General features: G+C 51.1%; 15 protein-coding genes and 1 pseudogene. 14 read left to right on the plus strand and 2 right to left on the minus strand.

The features are described 5' to 3' along the window. Nucleotides 1-49 precede the first annotated feature (49 nt). The 10 genes from CFBP1590_RS26080 (at nt 50) to CFBP1590_RS26125 (ending at nt 7,911) form a co-directional block, all read left to right on the plus strand. Entirely contained in the window at nt 50-250 is a 201-nt protein-coding gene (locus tag CFBP1590_RS26080) for a BcepMu_gp16 family phage-derived protein (RefSeq protein ID WP_032633662.1), read from the plus strand. Nucleotides 251-279: 29 nt separating this feature from the next. Beyond that, a complete protein-coding gene (locus CFBP1590_RS26085; protein ID WP_331717156.1) occupies nt 280-759 on the plus strand; it encodes a YmfL family putative regulatory protein in 480 nt (159 codons plus the stop codon). Further along, nucleotides 756-1,118 (plus strand): hypothetical protein, encoded by a 363-nt coding sequence (locus tag CFBP1590_RS26090; protein ID WP_003420293.1) that lies wholly within the window; start codon nt 756-758, stop codon nt 1,116-1,118. Before CFBP1590_RS26085 ends, CFBP1590_RS26090 begins: the two co-directional genes overlap by 4 nt. A gap of 70 nt (nt 1,119-1,188) precedes the next feature. Next, nucleotides 1,189-1,428, plus strand: coding sequence for a hypothetical protein (locus CFBP1590_RS26095; protein ID WP_088236231.1), 240 nt, complete (start codon nt 1,189-1,191; stop codon nt 1,426-1,428). Continuing rightward, nucleotides 1,425-4,118 carry a toprim domain-containing protein gene (locus CFBP1590_RS26100; RefSeq protein ID WP_088236232.1) on the plus strand — a complete coding sequence of 898 codons (2,694 nt, stop codon included), beginning with the start codon at nt 1,425-1,427 and terminating at the stop codon, nt 4,116-4,118. The genes CFBP1590_RS26095 and CFBP1590_RS26100 overlap by 4 nt, the downstream gene beginning before the upstream one ends. A 22-nt stretch (nt 4,119-4,140) precedes the next feature. Beyond that, a complete protein-coding gene (locus CFBP1590_RS26105) occupies nt 4,141-4,536 on the plus strand; it encodes a hypothetical protein (protein ID WP_088236233.1) in 396 nt (131 codons plus the stop codon). 72 nt (nt 4,537-4,608) lie between these two features. Beyond that, nucleotides 4,609-4,842, plus strand: a complete 234-nt coding sequence (locus CFBP1590_RS26110; protein ID WP_088236234.1) for a hypothetical protein — start codon at nt 4,609-4,611, stop codon at nt 4,840-4,842. Nucleotides 4,843-4,918: 76 nt separating this feature from the next. Continuing rightward, the gene (locus CFBP1590_RS26115; RefSeq protein ID WP_088236235.1) at nt 4,919-5,131 is read left to right on the plus strand and encodes a hypothetical protein; all 213 of its coding nucleotides are present in this window, start codon (nt 4,919-4,921) and stop codon (nt 5,129-5,131) included. Beyond that, nucleotides 5,128-6,276 (plus strand): site-specific integrase, encoded by a 1,149-nt coding sequence (locus CFBP1590_RS26120; protein WP_088236236.1) that lies wholly within the window; start codon nt 5,128-5,130, stop codon nt 6,274-6,276. The genes CFBP1590_RS26115 and CFBP1590_RS26120 overlap by 4 nt, the downstream gene beginning before the upstream one ends. A gap of 186 nt (nt 6,277-6,462) precedes the next feature. Continuing rightward, a complete protein-coding gene (locus CFBP1590_RS26125) occupies nt 6,463-7,911 on the plus strand; it encodes a PIN-like domain-containing protein (RefSeq protein WP_088236237.1) in 1,449 nt (482 codons plus the stop codon). 331 nt (nt 7,912-8,242) lie between these two features. On the opposite strand, the gene CFBP1590_RS26135 is transcribed toward CFBP1590_RS26125, so the two are convergent. Beyond that, entirely contained in the window at nt 8,243-8,509 is a 267-nt protein-coding gene (locus CFBP1590_RS26135) for a hypothetical protein (RefSeq protein ID WP_183132468.1), read from the minus strand. 871 nt (nt 8,510-9,380) lie between these two features. Here CFBP1590_RS26135 and CFBP1590_RS26140 point away from each other — a divergent pair. Beyond that, the gene (locus CFBP1590_RS26140) at nt 9,381-9,851 is read left to right on the plus strand and encodes a hypothetical protein (protein WP_088236239.1); all 471 of its coding nucleotides are present in this window, start codon (nt 9,381-9,383) and stop codon (nt 9,849-9,851) included. Nucleotides 9,852-10,708: 857 nt separating this feature from the next. Next, the gene (locus tag CFBP1590_RS26145) at nt 10,709-12,484 is read left to right on the plus strand and encodes a P-loop NTPase fold protein (protein ID WP_088236240.1); all 1,776 of its coding nucleotides are present in this window, start codon (nt 10,709-10,711) and stop codon (nt 12,482-12,484) included. 26 nt (nt 12,485-12,510) lie between these two features. On the opposite strand, the pseudogene CFBP1590_RS26150 reads toward CFBP1590_RS26145, so the two are convergent. Beyond that, a pseudogene (locus CFBP1590_RS26150) lies at nt 12,511-12,939 on the minus strand (hypothetical protein); the annotation flags it as partial. A gap of 80 nt (nt 12,940-13,019) precedes the next feature. Between CFBP1590_RS26150 and tnpB the strand changes: the two are divergent. Next, on the plus strand, nt 13,020-13,379 hold the full coding sequence (gene tnpB / locus CFBP1590_RS26155; RefSeq protein ID WP_231991783.1) for an IS66 family insertion sequence element accessory protein TnpB: 360 nt from the start codon (nt 13,020-13,022) through the stop codon (nt 13,377-13,379). 18 nt (nt 13,380-13,397) lie between these two features. After that, nucleotides 13,398-14,909 carry an IS66 family transposase gene (tnpC, locus tag CFBP1590_RS26160; RefSeq protein ID WP_088236241.1) on the plus strand — a complete coding sequence of 504 codons (1,512 nt, stop codon included), beginning with the start codon at nt 13,398-13,400 and terminating at the stop codon, nt 14,907-14,909. The last annotated feature ends 57 nt before the right edge of the window (nt 14,910-14,966 follow it).

Below are 14,966 nucleotides of genomic sequence, written 5' to 3' on the forward strand. Positions count from 1 at the left end.
AATCACCACAGACCAACAGAAACGACCACGAACAAACAGAGTGCACATCATGCCCGCCACCGTTACACCCGAGCAAGCCCGAGCAGCTCTCGATCACAAGGGGGTCAGCATTGCGGAATTCAGCCGACAACATGGATTGAACAAAAATTTGGTCAGCGACCTTTTGAATGGAAGGATCAAAGGTCGCCGAGGGGAGGCACATCGCGCCGCGGTGTTGCTGGGTATAAAAGACGGTGTGATCGCACAGTAATGGCGCAGATCAGCAGGGAAAAGCAGAACATGAAAAGCCCAGTTCTAAAGACACGCCGTGAAGTAGTCAGCGCGATCATCTGCAGTTATCCAGGTGGACGGGAGTGCGCAGCTGCTCGTATCGGCTTGGCATTGAAGAAATTCGATAACCACGCCTACGAGAACAACAACAGTCGCCCGCTAAATGATGTTCAGTTGTTCCAGTTGGAGCAGGAAGCCGGAACTCAGCATCTACCCAACTATGTGGCCTCGATGTACGGCGGCCTGTTCGTTCCGGTGGCTGATCCTGATTCGCTGGACAACGTCGAGATGTACGCCCTTTCCATTCACGCGGCGGCAAAGCGTGGATGTGTCGACCTGGAGATCTCCAAGGCACTTACAGACGGTTGCATCAATGAGGCCGAGGCAGAACACATCCTCAACGCACACAACCTGCACATGGCTGCACGTCATGCAGAAGTGTTGGCAGCTATCGATCTGTACCGCGCTAAATCAGGGACTGAAAAATGAACAACGTATCAGCTGATATGGATTATCAAGAGACAATCCGCGCTGCAGCTCAGGCATTTATCGAGCGTCATCAGGGCGAGCATTTGGGTGATCTGGGCCAACTGCTTAGTCGAACAATCGATCACCTGGTCGAAAGCTTCGAAGTCAAAGAGTCTTTTGCAAACCATCTGGTGCACCAGGCCTACAGCAACGTTCTGGCAGTCATCGGTCGCCAGCGTATAGACCTTCAGGCAAGCGCAGAAATGACAGTAGTGATCAGTGATCCCATTCGAGGACTCGCTTGGTCTGTACCTGTTCATCTGATCTATGAACACCTGATCGCTGCCGGCCACGGCAAACCCGTCTCCCCCGCCACTTAAACACCCCCAAACATTGCCTGCCCCACTCCAGTGGGTATGGGTGAGCTGCGCCTAAATTCGAGGTTTAACGATGGCCAACGCCGTGATCGTCACCGCTCAATTGCCCCAGGCAGAGGCTCAAGCACTGCTTGAAGAACTGCGTGAACAGTACCGCCTGAGGCTCAATGAATACTGGTACGACGACCAATACCGCTTTGTAGCGGACGGCCAACGCCATGGCGCAATTCTCGCCCACGTCCCTGTTATGGCAGCGCAAAAACGCCTTATGGCAGCCCTGAGCCAAAGCCTCAAAGCAGTGAAGCATTCATGAGAGACGATCTACGCCACGACGTTCTGCAGCGCATTCAGTCCGACTACGGATTGAAGCTCCGCAAATCAACCAACTATATGCGCGGCGGCACCTGCCCCAAGTGCAACAAAAAGGAGCTTTACACCCGCTTTGACAGCCCATGGCAGTTGATTTGCGGCCGGCAGGAGAAGTGTGGTCACACGCTGCACGTCAAAGAGATTTACGACGACCTATTTGAGGATTGGAGCAAGCGCGCACCCGCGACCGATAACGCCCCTACCGCAACAGCTCGCGCCTACATGGAATTTGCCCGCAGCTTCGACATGTCGCTGATTACCGGCTGGTTCACCCAAGACACTTTCTTCTCGTCACAACATGATGCCGGCAGCGCCACAGTGCGTTTCGCACTAGAGAAAGGTGGCTACTGGGAGCGGTTGATTGACCGCCCTGCCCGGTTCGGGAAAATGAAGGCGCGCTTCAAACCAGGCGAAAGCTACAAAGGCGTCTGGTGGTGCCCCCCGTGTGTCGAGCTGCTGGAAATCAAAGAGCTTTGGATTGTCGAGGGAATCTTTGATGCCATCGCGCTGGTGCATCACGGCGTGGCAGCAGTATCCGCTATGTCGTCCAATGCTTTTCCAGACGAGTCATTGAAGCGCCTCGCCAAAGACCGTGAAGGCAAATTACCGAAGCTGGTGTGGGCATTGGACAACGAGCCAGGTGCACACGCGTACACGAAGCGCTGGGTACGCCAGGCACGTGAGCTGGGCTTTGTATGCGAAGCAGCTCAGATCCCCCAGCGTGATGGTCGCAAAGTCGATTGGAACGATCTTCACCAGCGTTGGTGGGCCATCGATGAAGATGACAAGCGGACTGAGCAGACCCAGAAGGACCTGACTGTTGCCAGGCACCACGGTGCTCTGCTGATCGCCGACAACGCAACGGAAAAAGCGTTGGTACTTTTCGACTGGAAGCGCCGTAGCGAATTCCACCTTGAATTTGGTAATCGCCTCTACTGGTTCAAGCTCGACCTGGAGAAATTCAACCGGGCCATGCAAGACCTTGAGGACAGCGAGCATCAGGACGATCAGTTACTGAACGACAAGCAACGTCGAGCCAAAGCTATGCAGCAATGTGGCGCGATTCAGCGAATCGCCACCTGCAACCCCAAGGCGCTGTACTACCAGGAGAACAAGCTAACCGACGAGTCCTGGTACTACTTCCGGATCACGTTTGCCCACGACGCCGCGCCGATCAAGAACACCTTTACCAGCTCGCAGATCGCCTCGTCCGCCGAGTTCAAGAAACGACTGCTCGGGATCGCACCCGGTGGGATGTTCACCGGCACCACGCAGCAACTGGACGCGTTCATTGAGGAGCAGACAAACGCGCTCAAGACCGTGCAGACAATCGACTTCACCGGCTACACCCGCGAACACGGTGCCTACGTTTACGGCGACGTGGCCGTGCGCGACGGCAAGGTTTACAAACTGAACGAGGAAGACTTTTTCGACATGGAGAAACTGAGCATTAAGACGCTCAGTCAGTCCGTCACGCTGAACATCAACACCGATCTAAACAAGTTCACAACGCGCTGGCTCGACATTCTCTGGCAGTGCTTTGGGGCCAAAGGAATCGTCGTTCTGGCGTACTGGCTTGGAGCATTGTTCGCGGAGCAGATCCGGCAACACCAGAAGAGCTATCTGTTTCTTGAGGTAGTCGGCGAAGCCGGCGCGGGTAAGTCCACGCTGATCGAGTTTCTGTGGAAGCTGCTTGGTCGCCTCGACTACGAAGGCTTTGACCCATCCAAGGGCACACCGGTTGCCCGCGCCCGTAACTTCGCCCAGGTCGGCAACCTACCGGTCGTGCTGATCGAATCCGAACGGGAAAAGACCGATGGCAGCGCGACTAAGCAGTACGACTGGGACGAGCTGAAAACCGCTTACAACGGCCGTAGCGTCCGGTCGACCGGGGTCAAGAACAACGGCAACGACACGCGGGAGCCGCCGTTCCGCGGTGCTTTTGTGTTCGCCCAAAACCATGCTGTGAACGCCTCGGAGCCCATCCTGCAGCGGATAGCCCACGTCGGCATGACGAAGGACGGCCAGACAGCCAAAACCAAACTGCTGGTGGAAGAGCTCGAGCAGATGCCCGTCGACAAGGTGAGTGGCTTTCTGTTGATGGCAACAACCCGGGAAGCGCAAGTGATGCAGACCGTGAAAGCGAGTGTGCCGCTCTATGAACAGCGGCTGCTGCAGTTGCCCGAGATCCGCACGGTGCGTATTGCCAAGAACCACGCCCAGTTGCATGCGCTGGTCGACGCCCTGGTACATGTCGTGCCACTGCAGCAACACCAGGTTGACGCAGCCCATGCCGAGGTTCAAAGCATGGCCAAAGAGCGACAACTGGCAATCAACGCTGATCACCCGATGGTCGTTGAGTTCTGGGAGCTTTACGAATACCTGAACAGCCACGCTGGTGCGTTGAACCACTCTCGTAATGAGGGGCTGATTGCGGTGAACCTGAACGACTTTGCCGAAGCTGCAGCGAACAAGCGGCAGAAGGTCCCGGATCTGGCCGAACTCAAACGTCACCTGAAAACCAGCAAGTGCCCGAAGTTTATCGAGACAAACCGCAACGTGTGTTCGTCCTGGGATATCGACGCCGCCGATAAGCCGAAAACCGTGCGGTGCTGGATTTTCCAAGCTGCCTAATCACCACTCAGAGGAAGCAACTATGCATGAAGAAGAGAAGCAACGTCTCGAACAGCAACTGAACGTTAAAACGTTCGTCGACCTGATGTTCCACAAGATCGATCCAAAGAATATGGGACACGACGGTAAATGCTTCGTTAACAAGACGGTTCAACTGGTTTTTGAAGCATACCTGGAAGGGGCGGCACCAAACCCAGCGCGTGTACTAGGTCAACAGCTTTACGCAGAAATTAAGGCTACAAGCAGGTATGCATCCCAGATCGGCTGGATGCAGCCTGGAAAAGACTATCCCTTCCCTGTGCGATTTGAACCTGATCCATCGGGCTACATCGTTAAAGGCGGTGTGGGCGGATGCTATCGAGTAGAGGACGTCGACCTGCTGTTCAAAGTCGATGAGAGCTATCACCGGATTAACTGACGTTAAAGATTTAAGCAAACAGTACTGGAGAGTTGCAGCTCTCCAGCACTCACTACGACTAGGAGTACGGTGATGAAGACGGAACATCCAAGCAGCAGCGATCCAAAGGCTAGCACACCATCCCAAAACCTGCTGACTATCGCCCTGATCGGCGCAGCATTGATCAGTTACCAGGTGCACAAGACTCAGCACACTCGCGGGCGACTTGAAAGCCTGGCCACACAGGCCAAGACCCAAGGTGATCTAAGCGCCAACGACATGCGCGTTCTGGCCAGCATTCTCGCCATCCCCTCCCCCAGTAATTGAGCCGTCAGGTTCTGGCTTTGAGCATCAGGGTGGGACGTTACACTGCCCTGATTGCTGCTTGAGATAGAGAGCAATCATGAACTTCCAAACAGGCAAGGTCCTCACTTTTGAGGACCTGCAGCGCATCACCGGCTACCAACGCCGCTCCGACGTCGAACGCTCGCTGATCACTCAGGGGATCCGAATGTTCCGGGGGCGCACTGGTCCGTGGACGACGCTGGATCTCATCCACCACGCTGCGGGCGTCGAGCCTGTAACCTCAGAGAGTTATGACACCAATATCCTATGAGGAAAGCGCGTAAGCGGAAGCACAATCCGCACATCCCCCAACACATCGACCAGGCCGCTCTTCCAGCGGCCATCTATTTTGATCATCGCAACGCCGGCGTCTGGTACACGCTGCATTACGACGAGACAGGCAAACAGCGCCGGCGCAATGTGGCACCTGCTGACGTGAGCCTGGCCGAGTTGCACCAGATCATGGAGCAAACCTCGGGCGTCGACCAAGGCACCTTGCGTTATGTATGCGCGCAGTTTCACCTGAGCGATCGCTACAAGAAACTCAGCCTCAAGACTCACGGCGACTACTGCTATTCGCGAGACGTCTTGCTTGGCATACCGACCCGGCTGGGCAAACCGTTGGGGGATCTGCTGGTGAAGAAATTCACGGCAGCATTGATACAGCGGATTGTCGATCGCCTGGCCGACGAAGGCACGCCGTCAAAAGCGGCACATGTCCTGCGCTACCTGCGTCGGGTGCTGCAGTGGGGCCGCAACCGGGGTTACCTCGACAGCAATCCGGCGCAGGGTATTGAAGCACCGGTGGAGCGCAAACGCCGGCGTTTACCGGAGCACCAGGTTATGGAGGTGCTGGTCGACCGTGCTCTGGCGTTTGGGCGCTTGGCGCGGAACGAGAAAGGCGGCTGTCCGGAGTACCTGAGCTACGTCATGGAGATCGGTTACCTGTGCCGTTTGAGGGGCATTGAGACCATCACCCTGACCGATGCCCATGAACTGGCCGAAGGGATCATGACCAACCGGCGCAAGGGCAGCCGGGACAACATTGTCCGCTGGACGCCGCGACTGCGCGCAGCCTGGGAGGGAGCGAAGGCCTACCGGGCCAAGGTGTGGGCCAGCAAATCAACGGTCGTTCCGATTCGTCCTGATCGCCGCTACATCATCGTGGCCAGCCACGGTGGGGCATTACGCAAATCCAGTCTGGATACGGCTTGGCAACGATTCATCACCTCGGCCATCGAAGACGGCACCATAACTGTCGAGCAGCGGTTTGGCCTGCATGACCTCAAGCGGCGGGGCATCACTGATACTACTGGTACCAGGGCAGACAAGCAGGAAGCAAGTGGCCACCGAGACGGAGCCATGATGGACGTTTATGATTTCAGTATTCCAATAGTGGACGCGTCTAGCACTTAGGGGATAAAAGAGGCATCAGAAAATGACTCCGAAAAATAGCACAGCATTTTTTGGGGGCAGGAGCTGATATCGCTGGACATTTTTAAGTGCATTTTAGAAGGCATAAGTATTATATTTAGGGGGCAAATCTAAAATAACATCTTATTGGTTGCCTTTCACTTTGGATGTCAATGACTTGGAGGTCTCATGAAAAACAGTTTTAACGGGTACTACCCCCCGACGCCTGAGCAGTATGAAATTTTATGGAATGAAGCTCTGTTCGTCCTAGACACTAATGTGCTTCTAAATTTATACAGACTTCCTACATTAGCTAGAGATGAACTTTTAGAAGTGCTACGCCTTTTGGAAAACAGACTATGGATTCCACATCAGGTAGGTTTAGAGTTTCAAAGAGGTCGACTTAACGTCATTGCCAACGAACGTAAATCTACAGAGGATGCGTTGGGAGCTGCACAAAATATTGTCGGGCAGGTGAAGCAGAAAGTAGAGGGATTACAGATTGATAAACGTGGACTTGGCATCGAGTCACAGCCGTTGCTAGATCAATTAGAAAAATCTAACCAAGAACTGATTAATGCTATCAAAGCGATTCACACAGCTCAGATTGACGTATCTTCTACCGACTCAGTAAGAAATGCTCTTGACAGCCTTTTAGCGGATAAAGTTGGTGCCGCCCCCAAAAGCCAAACAGAGCTTGATAAAATAATTGAAAAAGGAGAGGAAAGATTTGCAGATAAAATACCTCCTGGGTTTGCCGACGCTGATAAAGATAAAAACCCCAACGATGCTACCTTTATATTCGACCATATAAAGTACAAGAAGAAATTTGGCGATCTTATATTATGGAAACAACTACTAAGTCATGTCAAAGAATTCCGAATCAAAACTGTGTTGTTTATAACAGCCGACAGAAAAGATGACTGGTGGTGGAAAGAGCAAGGTAAAACTATTGGCCCTCATCCGGAATTGATCAGAGAGATACAGAGAGAAGGCGGTGTGGAGCTATTCTGGATGTACTCGTCCATACAGTTTGTCGAGCAAGCAAACAAATACTCACATGCCAAAATATCCACTGAATCAGTTGCCGAAATCCAGCAAGTTGCCAAAGCTCAGTTACCTGAAAAAATGTATCCATCAGACTTCATCAACGATCTGGGCGGCGCACCTACTCACTTAGAAAGTATTAAAACTTACAAAAAAAGGCCTAACTTCTGGAAAAACAAGATCATCCTGGAGTGGCTAGAGAGGCAATTCCCATCATCTAAACATTTATTAACAGGATATACAGACTTCGACGTTTACACTCCGCTCGGGACAGAAGGCCACGTCATTACTCAGGCCTTAATTAACGACAACGTCACTATTTTCCACATGAGCACAAGGGTAGCAGAAGCACTAAACCATTTAGCATTAGGGAACATAACCTCACTATCACTCATTATACCAATCACGCCCCAGCAATTCATGCAAATAAATAACGGCGACAACTATGAAATATTAAGAAAAAACGCCCATCAAATAATGGCCCGAACAAATATAACTAGCTTCTACATAGGAATACTTCAACAGGGTGAGTTTCAACTTTGCATTTTTGAAGATAAAGATTATTTCAGCACTTTAGAGCAAGAAGATTAATGTAAACCCGAGAATCTAAGGCTCCGGCGTCACTGCCACCTGCTCTATGGTTTGCAGAAAAGCCCGCCGAGGCGGGCTTTTCCGTAGTGCGGATTTAACACAGAGCGCGTTATCAGAAACGCCAAGACTTATTCTCCGACCATAGCCTTCCAATTCGTCGGTTGAAGCTCAGGTCGCTTACCTAGCACGTAGATAGGACCAACCGCCTTCTGCCCTTGGTCATGGCGCTCGCCCGGTATGATGGCGACCAATGTCCATCCCTCAGCGATTAGCATGCTTGCAGCCTCGGGCGTTGGGATTTCAATTAACGTTCCTACTTCATGAAGTTGCATTAGAAATCTCCCGCATCCGGCTGTCTACCCATCAGCCGCTCGTCCTCAAACTGGTCGATGGTCTTTGGCTCACCCTCACCCAGCCAGCCGAGCACATAGCTGGTATTGGGTAGGTTTTCCCACTCGCCCGTCTCAGGGTTGCGATCATGATCCACGCCGGCCCGAACCAGCAGTAAAACCCAACCGTCCCCGAGATGCTCGTTAACTTCACGCTCGATCACAAGCTCACGCACTTGCTTTACATCGCCAATCAAAAAATCTGCCATCGGTAACACTCCTTGTAGTGGTGGCGTATTGTTAGCACATGCCTTCGCCGGCTGGGAAAAATTGTCTGGCCGAACCTAGTACTAGTCATCATGACCGTCTCGCTGATCGCTATCGACTAAACTCTACAGCAGGATGCTCAAGGCCTTTGAAAGCACAAACGATGACACGTAATAAGCAGCCTAACACCCGCGCCAGGCGGGCTGTCCAGGGTTTCGCGACGTAATAGAGAAACCTGTAACCCATTGATCTGTAAGTTAAAAGCATCTTCCTTGTAATCAGTAGGTCCCGGGTTCGACTCCTGGTGCCGGCACCATATAAATCAAGGGCTTGCAGCGATGCAGGCCCTTGTTTTTTGCGGTACACGTAACAAGCCATCCTTTCACTGCGCCTGATCAGGCCTTAGACGTGATTACTCGCGCCGGTAAAAGCGCACACGCCAACACGCGTCCGCACCTCCCCAAGCAGCCCACCCAAGGGCAGCGTCTCAAAATTTGTTGGGGCAGAAAAAAAGAGCAATATTAGTAATATGCGTTGCTAAAAACGGCTACAGCCCTTGTAAATCAAGGCTCTCAGCGTTTTCGGTAAATAGCGATATGAAGGCGATAATATTACCTTTATGAACAGTAATATTTACCTTCCTTAAAACCCAATGATTCCGGGGGTTTGGTAAAATATCGCTATTCATATAGCTATCATATCGCTATCCCCTGCTATATGAAGGACCCAGCAAAACCGGGGCCTCCAACCCCTTTTTCCTCACATCTAGCTAATATCGCTATTTTTTTTACCCCACCCCCATTTTCAGAGCGAAATCCCACGTTCCGGTCACGTTTCAGCGCCATCGACCCGGTCGGGGCATAGGAGATAAACATGTCCGAGGATTTATGCGTCACTGACCAGATCGCGTTGTCCCGCCATCGAGTTTTCCTCCTGAGGGAGTTGAATCGAACCAGGAGCATGGCGCTTCGTTCGGCGATCTATGACCAGCTCGCCCATTTTTCTGCGCTGCTCTGCATGCCGATACCAGCCCTCGATACCATTGGCTTGCCCGAACAGTCAGCTGAGGACGCATTGATTCCATTCTGGTCAGCACTCGACCTACTGGATGGCAAAGGCGAACAGTACAACCATTCGGCGGCACCCGAGTCGTTGCTCGCGATCAACTTCAAAGATCTGCAGTCACGTCTGGACAAGCATGGTTGCGGGCTACAGGTCGACTCATCTCTCCGCAGATTTCTAACCGAGTCCGTTAAGCCGAAATTCGTCGAGGCCAACAGGAACGTGGCCAGTGTTTTACTGAAGAAAACAGTCAGGTGCATGGTGTTTCAAGCCCGTGAGTAACTGTGTAATGCAGTGAAACCGCCAAACTGATCTACAAGCCGTGTCGCTCAAGGCTTCCAGCCCATCCATTGCGAACGAGGCTGTGACCGAAATCGGTGTGCGATTTAATCGACCCTGATTTCGAAAACCCTGGCCTCAGGGTCTTTTTTGGTTTTTCACCCAGCAAAACCGGGGGCTTCTGCACGGAGCTCCTGAATGCCCGTCCAAGGTCCACTGTGCAATCCCACTGCATTACTCTTCAAAACTTTGCACTCTGTGAAATGGCTGATCAGCCCCAGAGGCCCACGGCCCGCTTGGGCTTGAAGGGCTATTGCACTGCATTGAGATTTGCAAAAAAACGGACGCGAAGCCCGTCGGCGGGAGGGGGATAAGTGCATTTTTGGTCAGATTTTTTTGCGACGGATTTTTCTGATCGGTCCTGATGTGGCCGGAAACCGGCATACTTGGCCAGTCCATCACGTTCTGGGGCGCAAAAGAACCGCCTTAGTAGGGCGGTTTTTTCCGCAAGCTCAGTTAGTAGTTGGCTTGCTGTCCTCACGGGAAACTTTCAATGAGCGATTCCCCAACAGCGTATGTGTTCCGGGAAAAACGCTGGAGGAAGGTCATTCAGATGCCTTTAAGTATGAAAAAATTCTTTCGTACTCTGAGTGGTTTGATGAACTTGTACCGGCGCTATCGTCTGCATGAATTCATCCGCGACAACTGGCATGAACTGTAATTAAATATTCAGCTTGGGAGAGCCCGTCTTGGCTTAAGACAGAAAACCACAAACTTGATATTTCGGCCATGACAATTTAACATACCAACCGCTGCTCCACACTTAAACCTTATAATCAACTCAAGACAGGGATGGCGAGATGAACAAAAACCAAAAAATTGAAAAGTATTTAGAGTACTATATTAACTTATCTGAAACACCTAGATTTGCTGTTGCACTCACTGGAGAGTGGGGCTCCGGCAAAACACACTTCATACGGAATTTTTTAAACTTAAAGTTCCCCAACAAAAATGACTATGTATACATCAGCCTTTATGGACTATCAGACACGGATGATATTCGGTCTGCATTTCTTCGCGCAGTTTACCCCATCCTAGATAATAAAGCAGCAAAAATAGGGGTCAAGGCAGCACAGTCAGCAATGGGCTTTTTCCGCATAAAATCCGACCTAAAAATCTCAGACATTACAGACCCTCCCTTTACAAAATTATATATATTTGACGACTTTGAAAGATGTGCAATACCACTCGAAAACTTGATGGGCTTTATCAGTTCACTTATCGAGGATACGGGTGGAAAGGTACTAATATCAGTGAATGAACACGAAGTAAAACAAAAAGAGGATTACCTTAAAAGGAAAGAAAAATTAATAGGAGTTACTTTTAAAGTATATAGCGACCCTGATGAGGTTTTCACATCACTCATAGCCAAACTAAGCAACGCCAATACAGCAGAGTTATTAAAAAAGCAAAAAACCGAAATACTGCAGATCTATGAGCATTCCAACGTCAACAACTTTAGAAGCTTGCAAATGGCAACATGGACCTATGAGAGAGTCTACGAGATACTCGATAGAAGCGTCATTGACAATGATAGTGTGATGCTAGATATAGCCAGACTTTTGTTTGCATGGTCCCTAGAGCTCAGATCAGGGAATTTGAGTGAGCAGGACATTCAGCTTAGGGAAAGCATAGATTATAGGTATGATGGCGAGGATAATGATGTTGGAGTGGCTTTTCGGAAGATCAGAGATAAGTACCTAGGGTTCGACATATGCAATACGCTGCTTTCCAGTTCGGTCCTAGAAGACATTTTAATTCGAGGCCATATAGATAGTACGCAAATAAAAGCATCTATAGCCGCAAGCTTGAATTTTGGATATGTAGATCGGCCAACATGGCTGATCGCGTGGCATGCCGCGGATATTTCAAATGAGGAATACGATGTTGCATTTAATGACATGAAGACAAAATATGACGATCGCCTTTATACTGACCTTGGTGAAATCTTACATGTTCTAGGCATTTTTCTCTGGTCCGCAAAAATTGGATACACACAAAGCTCTGTTGTTGATATAGAAAAAAACTTTGAAACATACGTAGACGATTTGTTGGCAGCCGAAAAACTAACCCCCGTATTCGGCAGAAATCGATTAGACTATGAATCTAGCTTAAATTTAAAAATCAAAGAAAACAGTACTAACGAATTCATATCGGCTATGAATTACCTAAACAAAAAAAGGCTCGAAGCGGCGGAAACATACAAAATATCACTGGCGGCCAGAATCTTTGAAAAATTAAAAACCGATGCGAGTGAGTTTTGCATGGAAATAACGAGCTTAAACGGATTCAAGTCAGCTGGATATATAAGTTTTTTACATTTCATCCACCCTGATCAATTTGTTAAAGCGCTTTTACAGTTAGGACCCGCTAAGATGCAGCTTGTATCCAGAGCTTTGATACACAGATATGAAGCGGACCAACTCACAACTACGTTAAGTGAAGAGTCGGAATGGGCGGAGAGCATTACACAAGAGCTCATCTTGTATGCATCAAACGCTTCACCACTTGACAAATACAGAATAAGCGAACTTGTAAAGGTTTATTATTCAAGATTTCAGAAAACCAAACCATAACTGCAGCGCAATGCAATCAACTATTGTCAATTAGTAACGCATTTCAAATGCGTTACTTTTTTTAACTCAGAAAGAAGAATATCGGCTTTCAATCCGTCCAAACTAAATTCTTTTGCATTGTCCGGAATAGGCGTCCCCCCGTGAGAGTGAGATGCAATTTGGGCATTCATAGCTTTGATTAAATCTAGTGTATCGCAGAGTACCTTGAATATATTTAGACTTTCTGACCCCATCCACGTTTTAGATGCTTGAAAGCGTTGACTCTCGCTGGTGATGCTCTCTCGTAATCCCTCGATACGCTCATGCATGTCGCCACCCACCGTGGCGTTGTGCTTATGGCCAACCACCAGGTTCAGATCGCGCCCGGTCGCCTGGTGCAGGTCGCTCACTGCCGCCAGGCTCGCGGATCCGCCTGAAAGCAGGTTGAGCGCTCCCAGGGCCTCGATCTTCTGTAACCGCTCCATGAACCCCACATTTAAAGCACTAATCTAATCCCCGATGCTGGGCTCCCGATTCTCTCAGGAGCCCATCGACCATGATGCGACCCGACGCAAAAGTCGAAAAAGTGGACCTCTACCCCAAACCTGTGGACTTTCGAAAATCTATCAACGGCCTGGCTGCGCTGGTCGAACTGGATATCAAGGTTGCCGTGTTCGATCCGGTACTTTTCGTTTTCCTCAACAAGCCGCGCAACCGAGTGAAAATCTTGTACTGGGAGCGCAACGGCTTCTGCCTTTGGCTCAAACGCCTGGAATCGGAGCGATTCAAAACATCGCCCGATGCCACCGACGAGGCGATTGTTCTGACCGTTCAGGAACTGAACTGGCTGCTCGACGGTTTTGACCTCTGGCGTAACCGTCCCCATCAGGTTTTGACGCCGCGATTCTTGGCCTGATTCGGTATAATCCAGGGCATGAAATCCATGCCCGACAACCTTCCCGACGATCTCCAACTGCTCAAGCAAATGCTTGCGAAGATGCAGTCGCGGGTCGGTTTTCTAGAAGAAGAGAACGCATTGCTGCGCCAGCGCTTGTTCGGACGCAAGTCCGAGCAAACAGCCGATCCGGCCACACCGCAGTTGGCGCTCTTCAACGAAGCCGAAAGCGTCGTCGAAGCTATCGACGAGAACGCTGAAGAAGAGGTTGTCACCCCCGCTAAGCGCCGTGGCAAACGCAAGCCACTGCCTGCTGACCTGCCGCGCATCGAAGTCATCCACGAACTTCCCGAGCATGAACTGACTTGCGTCTGCGGCTGCCGCAAACACGCCATTGGCGAGGAAGTCAGCGAGCAGCTTGAAATCGTGCCGATGCAGATCCGGGTCATCAAGCATGTTCGTAAAGTCTATGGCTGCCGCGACTGCGAAACGGCACCCGTCACAGCAGACAAGCCAGCTCAACTGATTGAAAAGAGCATGGCCAGCCCCAGCGTTCTGGCGATGTTGTTGACGACCAAATACGTCGATGGCCTACCACTGCATCGCTTCGAAAAAGTACTGGGCCGCCACGGCATTGATATCCCGCGCCAAACCCTGGCCCGTTGGGTGATCCAGTGCGGCGAACACTTCCAGCCGCTGCTGAATTTAATGCGCGACAGCCTATTGGCCAGCCGGGTCATCCATTGCGATGAAACGCGGGTGCAGGTATTGAAAGAGCCTGACCGTGAGCCAAGCAGCCAGTCATGGATGTGGGTGCAAACCGGCGGCCCACCGGATAGGCCGGTAATCCTTTTTGACTACTCCACCAGCCGGGCGCAGGAGGTGCCAACGCGCCTGCTTGAAGGCTATCGCGGTTACGTCATGACCGATGACTACGCCGGTTACAACGCAATGGGCGCTCAAGCTGGAGTTGAACGTTTAGGCTGCTGGGCTCATGCTCGACGCAAGTTTGTTGAAGCACAGAAAGTGCAGCCCAAAGGTAAAACAGGACGTGCGGATATTGCGCTGAATCTGATCAACAAGCTGTATGGGATCGAACGCGACTTGAAGGCCAGTAGCGATGCTGACCGTAAAAACGGCCGTCACGAACATAGCCTGCCGATACTGGCTCAGTTGAAAAGCTGGATCGAAAAGACGCAGCCCCAGGTCACCGCTCAGAATGCCTTGGGCAAAGCCATCAGTTACCTCGCCAGTAACTGGAGCAAGTTGGAACGATACGTCGAGGAAGGGTATTTGCCGATGGACAACAACGCGGCAGAACGCGCGATTAGCCCCTTCGTGATCGGAAGAAAGAACTGGCTGTTTAGCGACACGCCCAAGGGCGCGACGGCCAGTGCTCAACTGTACAGCCTGGTCGAGACTGCCAAAGCCAGCGGCCAGGAGCCCTTTACGTGGCTGCGCCACGCACTTGAACGTTTGCCAACGGCGACATGGGTAGAGGATTACGAAGCCTTGCTGCCGTGGAACTGCGAACCTCGACTTCATAGCTAAGCGCTTTACCTATCTTTAGCCAGGTGGGGTTTATGGAGCGCTTACAGCCTAAGGACT

Origin of the sequence: Pseudomonas viridiflava (assembly GCF_900184295.1) — a bacterium.
GTDB classification, from domain to species: domain Bacteria; phylum Pseudomonadota; class Gammaproteobacteria; order Pseudomonadales; family Pseudomonadaceae; genus Aquipseudomonas; species Aquipseudomonas viridiflava.